Raw genomic sequence first — 5,817 nt, forward strand, 5'->3', positions numbered from 1 at the left:
TATTTATTAATAATGAATATTGACCACGTTCGCTGTAGCTTTAGCGGTTGCGAAACAAGGAATAAAGAATTTTGAAGTAAAAAGAAGATGCTGAGCAACTTTTGTGGTCAGCAAATTTCATTATTCAGAATTCTTTGTTCAATATTCGATATTTTCGTAACAAAATATATTTCGTTAAGTCAGGTGTTCTGAATTTAGCAAAAAATTATAGTTTATTGAAAAAGTAAAAATCGGTGTTTAAAGAATAAGCCGAAACACCTCTTATAACTTTAGGCACTCTAAGTACTCAAGGCACTTTAGGCACTCAAAATACTCTAAGTACTTCTTCTTTTAACTTGTTTAATAGCGATTTTTCACATTTTTTAATATCTTATGTATTTATTAATAATGAATATTGACCACGTTCGCTGTAGCTTTAGCGGTTGCGAAACAAGGAATAAAGAATTTTGAAGTAAAAAGATGATGCTGAGCAACTTTTGTGGTTAGCGAATTTCATTATTCAGAATTCTTTGTTCAATATTCGATATTTTCGTAACAAAATATATTTCGTTAAGTCAGGTGTTCTGAATTTAGCAAAAAATTATAGTTTATTGAAAAAGTAAAAATCGGTGTTTAAAGAATAAGCCGAAACACCTCTTATAACTTTAGGCACTCTAAGTACTCAAGGCACTTTAGGCACTCAAAATACTCTAAGTACTTCTTCTTTTAACTTGTTTAATAGCGATTTTTCACATTTTTTAATATCTTATGTATTTATTAATAATGAATATTGACCACGTTCGCTGTAGCTTTAGCGGTTGCGAAACAAGGAATAAAGAATTTTGAAGTAAAAAGATGATGCTGAGCAACTTTTGTGGTTAGCGAATTTCATTATTCAGAATTCTTTGTTCAATATTCGATATTTTCGTAACAAAATATATCTCGTTAAGTCAGGTGTTCAGAATTTAGTAATAAATTATGGTTTATTAAAAAAGTGAAAATCCGTGTTTAAAGAATAACCCGAAATACCTCTTATAACTTTAGGCACTCTAAGTACTCAAGGCATTTTAGGCACTCAAAAAACTCTAAGTACTTCTTCTTTTAACTTGTTTAACAGCGATTTTTCACATTTTTTAATATCTCATGTATTTATTAATAATGAATATTGACCACGTTCGCTGTAGCTTTAGCGGTTGCGAAACAAGGAATAAAGAATTTTGAAGTAAAAAGAAGATGCTGAGCAACTTTTGTGGTCAGCAAATTTCATTATTCATAATTCCTTGTTCAATATTCGATATTTTCGTAACAAAATATATCTCGTTAAGTCAGGTGTTCAGAATTTAGTAATAAATTATGGTTTATTAAAAAAGTGAAAATCCGTGTTTAAAGAATAACCCGAAACACCTTTTATAACTTTAGGCACTCTAAGTACTCAAGGCACTTTAGGCACTCTAATAAGTACTTCTTCGTTAAACTTTAGCTAATGCCTGATCAATGTCGTCAATAATGTCTTTTAGGTCTTCAATGCCAACAGAGTAACGTACTAAATCATCAGTAATACCACCCTCTTCTCGTGCTTCTTGGCTCATTGCAGCATGAGTCATAGATGCTGGATGTTGAATTAGTGATTCTACTCCACCGAGTGATACAGCAAGTTTAGCCAAATGAATATTGTCCATTAAAATTCTTCCGGCATCAAGACCACCTTTTACTCCAAAGCTTATCATTGTTCCATAACCATTCATTTGCTCTGTTGCTAAGTCGTGTTGAGGATGAGATTTTAGTCCGGGATATTTTAGCCATGAAATTTTAGGATGATTTTCAAGGTATTCTGCAACTTTCATTGCACTTTCCTGTGCTTTATCAATTCTTATTGCCAATGTTTTTACTCCGCGAATAACAAGATATGCCTGATGAGGATCCATGTTTGGTCCCATCATAGTCATTGTTTTTCTTAATTTTCCGTAAAGCTCTTCATCTTTTGCAACCAATGCACCACCGACAATATCAGCATGTCCGTTGATAAATTTTGTTAATGAATGTAAAGCAATGTCTGCACCTAAGTCAAGTGGTTTTTGTAAATAAGGACTTGAAAATGTGTTATCAACGCAAACAATAATATTGTGCTTATGAGCAATTTCACTTGCTTTTTTAATATCAGTTAATGTAATTGTAGGGTTTGCAGGTGTTTCAATGTATAACAATTTTGTGTTAGGCTGAATTGCTTTTTCTATTGCTTCAAGGTCGGAAGTATCAATATAATCATATTCAACACCGAATTTTGCAAAATGACTTTCCATTACTGCACGGCTAGGTCCATAAACAGCACTTGTACTTATCATGTGATCGCCTTGGCTGAGTAGTGTCATATAAACAGTAGTAACGGCTGCCATTCCTGAAGACATTACAACACCTCTGTAACCGTTTTCAAGGTCGGCTAATTTATTTTCTAAAGCATCAATTGTCGGATTACCTATTCTTGTATAAATATATCCGTCAGATTTTCCTGAGAAACAATCAGCACCATGCTGTGCATTTTTGAATGAAAATGTTGATGTTTGATAAATAGGAACTACAGCAGCTCCAAATTCATCTTTAAAATCACCTGAGTGAATTAATTTAGTATTAAAACCTTTATTTCTAGTATCCATAAAATTTGTTTTTATTTAGTTTTTTTGATTTCACAATAATTTTAAAATAGGAGCAAAGTTAAAAAAAAAATAATTATTAGAAGTCCCCTTGAGTTTTTAAAATAATATTTATCAAAAAATACATCCCTAAAGAAAAAAATTAGTAATTTTGCTAAATATAATTTATGATTGATATAGAGGTGTTTGAGAAAGAGTTTGTTGTGATGAATAAAACAAGCTATCAAAAAAATAATTTATTATGAAAAAATTATGTTTAACAAATCGTTTTTTTCTTCCGATTTTAGCACTAATAATTAGTTTTGGAATTATCTTTAGCGGATGCAAAGATGACAACGAATTTCCAACTGTATCTATAACAAATCCTGCTAATGGAGCATCAGTATTTCAGGATACGGCAATAACCATAATGACAAATGCACAAGATAATAATGGGAGTATTGCAGAAGTGTTGTTTTATATTGATGGTGTAAACGTTGGTACTGCAAGTAGTTCTCCATTTAACTATAGGTGGAACACCACAGGAATGAGTCTTGGTTCTCACAAAATAAAAGTAACTGCTTATGATAATGAGGGTGCAACAAAATCTGCTGAAATAAATATTATTATTTCCTTAACTTCTGATTTTACAGACCCACGTGATAACCGTGTTTATAAAATTATTAAAATAGGTTCGCAAACATGGATGGCTGAAAATATTCGCTTCAAAGTAAGTGGAGGAGGTTATTGGGCTTATAATGGTGATGATAATTTTGTAACAACTTATGGTTATTTATACAATTGGGAAGCTACTTGTGATGTATGTCCCGATGGCTGGCATTTACCATCAGATGAAGAATGGAAAACATTGGAAATGGAACTTGGTATGAGCCAAAGTGATGCTGATAGTAAAAATTGGCGTGGTACAATTGAAGGTGGGATGATGAAAGAAATTGATACAACACATTGGTATTCACCAAATACAGGAGCAACTAATTCAAGTGGTTTTACTGCTTTGCCAGGTGGGTATCGCAATGGTTATGGTGGTTGTGATAGTATGGGGTTCTATGGTACATTCTGGACTTCTACGGAATTTGATGTTAATTATGCATGGTATCGCTTACTTTTCAATTCTTACGAAAATATTTATCGCAACTATTATTTCAAAACTTATGGATACAGTGTTCGCTGTGTTAGAGATTAGTTTTTTTTATTTACTATTTCTTATCTTGGATATGAATTTCCTTAAAGTTAAATAGTGTATAAAAAATATATTTTAAAATGAAAAAATTACTGAAAGGCAAAATTGCACTTGTTACGGGGGCATCAAGAGGAATAGGGAGAGGAATTGCAATACTACTTGATAATGCAGGAGTAACAGTGGTGATGCATTACAGCAAAAGCTGAGGAAATAGCGAACACTGTTTTATACTGTGTTTCAGAAGCTCCTGAATTTATGATAGTTTCTATCATTGACGTAAACGGTGTTTCTTACCTAAGAACCTGATTTCTAGTTTTGAATTGGTAGTAAAAAATATTACAAATAATTTCCCTATAAGGAAACAATGCTGTAAGTTTGCATGAAAAATATTGATGCTAAAATACGAAGTAAAGATATTAGAGCAAGCAAAGGATTTTCTTGATAAACTTGACGATAGAATACAAAGGAAAGTGATTTTTAATATTTGGAAATCTAAGGAAGTAAATGACCCAAGATTATTTAGAAAATTGTCGATTGAAATATGGGAGTTTAGAACAAGATATTTAGTGCCTCTTAGAAAACTATCTATTTTTATAAAATGAATTATTTTTGATGAGATTTTTACTTTTTGGAAATGAGCTGATGCCTTAGCATCAGGGATTTGAGGAAAATAAAAATATCGCAAAAAGAAACATTTTTAATTTTGGAGAGTTTTCTAAGAGGCACTATTTAGGAACACAGATTAGGCTTTTAGCATTTTGGGATAAACGAGATAAGAATGAAACATTAGTTATTGTTTGTAATGGATTTTTAAAGAAAACAAAAAAAACACCTAAAAGTGAAATTAATAAAGCAATGCAAATTAGAAAAAAGTACTTCAAATTAAAAAGGAAATAAAATGAAAACTTATTCATTAGAAGAATTAACAGATAAATATATTGGAAAATCGGATACAGTTGAAAGAAAGCAATTTGAATTTGAGTTAAAAATAGATGTTCTTGGAGAAATGATTAGAAAAACAAGAAAGGAGAGAAATTTAACGCAAGAACAACTAGGCGAACTTATTGGAGTTCAAAAAGCCCAAATTTCAAAAATGGAAAACAATATCAAAGATGTAAGATTTTCTACAATAATAAATGTATTTTCGGCACTAAAGGCAAAAATTAATATGAGTGTTGTATTTAATCAGGATTCTCATTTTGAAATTGCCAAATAATGTGAAAATAAACTATTTAATTTTGAGACCACTCTAAAAAGTCTTAAAATGATTTTCAGCTCCTTTCTGTCCCAAACCCTAAAGGGAAAAGGAGCTGAAAATCAGGACTCACTTTAGGGAATGGGGCAATTCCTGATTTTCAAAACCTGCACTCATTACTTTTAAGAGTGGACTCAATTTTGCAAAGCTGAAAATATTGATAACATCATATAATAAAGTTTAAGCCATGGAAATTCACAATACACATTTTATATCCAATATCAGCTTGTAAATAAATCAAAATAACTACCTTTACCCTTATTTTTAATAGTGTTAGAAATTTATTATGAGAATAATTATTATAAATGGACCAAATTTAAATCTCCTCGGAATTAGGGAAACAGATATTTACGGAGAAAAAAGTTTTGACGATTATCTTGTTGGACTCAAAGAAAAATTTCCACAACATAAAATTGAATATTTTCAATCAAATCATGAAGGGGAATTAATTGATAAAATTCAAGAAGTAGGTTTTTCTTATGATGCTATAATTTTAAATGCAGGTGGTTACACACATACTTCTGTGGCTCTTGCTGATGCTGTTGCTTCGATAAATACTCCTGTTTATGAAGTGCATATTTCAAATATTTATGCAAGAGAAAACTACAGAAAAATATCATATATTTCACAACATGCTAAAGCAGTAATTTCCGGTTTTGGAATTGATGTTTATGAATTGGCAGTGAGGGGAGGAGTGAGAGATGAGAGATGAGAGATGAGGAGTGAGAGATGAGGAGTGAGAGATGAGAAATGAG

5 protein-coding genes and 2 pseudogenes are annotated in these 5,817 nt (G+C 31.2%); 6 read left to right on the forward strand and 1 reads right to left on the reverse strand.

What is annotated here, in order from left to right:
- Window positions 1-1,448: 1,448 nt before the first annotated feature.
- Window positions 1,449-2,630, reverse strand: a complete 1,182-nt coding sequence (locus U9R42_07445) for a PLP-dependent aspartate aminotransferase family protein (protein ID MEA3495855.1) — start codon at window positions 2,628-2,630, stop codon at window positions 1,449-1,451.
- Window positions 2,631-2,868: 238 nt separating this feature from the next.
- Between U9R42_07445 and U9R42_07450 the strand changes: the two genes are divergently transcribed.
- The 6 genes and pseudogenes from U9R42_07450 (at window position 2,869) to U9R42_07475 (ending at window position 5,774) form a co-directional block, all read left to right on the forward strand.
- The gene (locus U9R42_07450; protein ID MEA3495856.1) at window positions 2,869-3,810 is read left to right on the forward strand and encodes an FISUMP domain-containing protein; all 942 of its coding nucleotides are present in this window, start codon (window positions 2,869-2,871) and stop codon (window positions 3,808-3,810) included.
- 77 nt (window positions 3,811-3,887) lie between these two features.
- Window positions 3,888-3,968 (forward strand): annotated as a pseudogene (locus tag U9R42_07455) (short-chain dehydrogenase).
- Between the two features lie 231 nt (window positions 3,969-4,199).
- A complete protein-coding gene (locus tag U9R42_07460; protein ID MEA3495857.1) occupies window positions 4,200-4,409 on the forward strand; it encodes a hypothetical protein in 210 nt (69 codons plus the stop codon).
- A 133-nt stretch (window positions 4,410-4,542) separates the two neighbouring features.
- Window positions 4,543-4,704 (forward strand): annotated as a pseudogene (locus tag U9R42_07465) (type II toxin-antitoxin system RelE/ParE family toxin).
- 1 nt (window position 4,705) lies between these two features.
- A complete protein-coding gene (locus tag U9R42_07470) occupies window positions 4,706-5,023 on the forward strand; it encodes a helix-turn-helix transcriptional regulator (GenBank protein ID MEA3495858.1) in 318 nt (105 codons plus the stop codon).
- A 325-nt stretch (window positions 5,024-5,348) separates the two neighbouring features.
- The gene (locus tag U9R42_07475) at window positions 5,349-5,774 is read left to right on the forward strand and encodes a type II 3-dehydroquinate dehydratase (GenBank protein ID MEA3495859.1); all 426 of its coding nucleotides are present in this window, start codon (window positions 5,349-5,351) and stop codon (window positions 5,772-5,774) included.
- The last annotated feature ends 43 nt before the right edge of the window (window positions 5,775-5,817 follow it).

It is taken from the genome of Bacteroidota bacterium (genome assembly GCA_034723125.1).
In the GTDB taxonomy this organism is placed as follows: domain Bacteria; phylum Bacteroidota; class Bacteroidia; order CAILMK01; family JAAYUY01; genus JAYEOP01.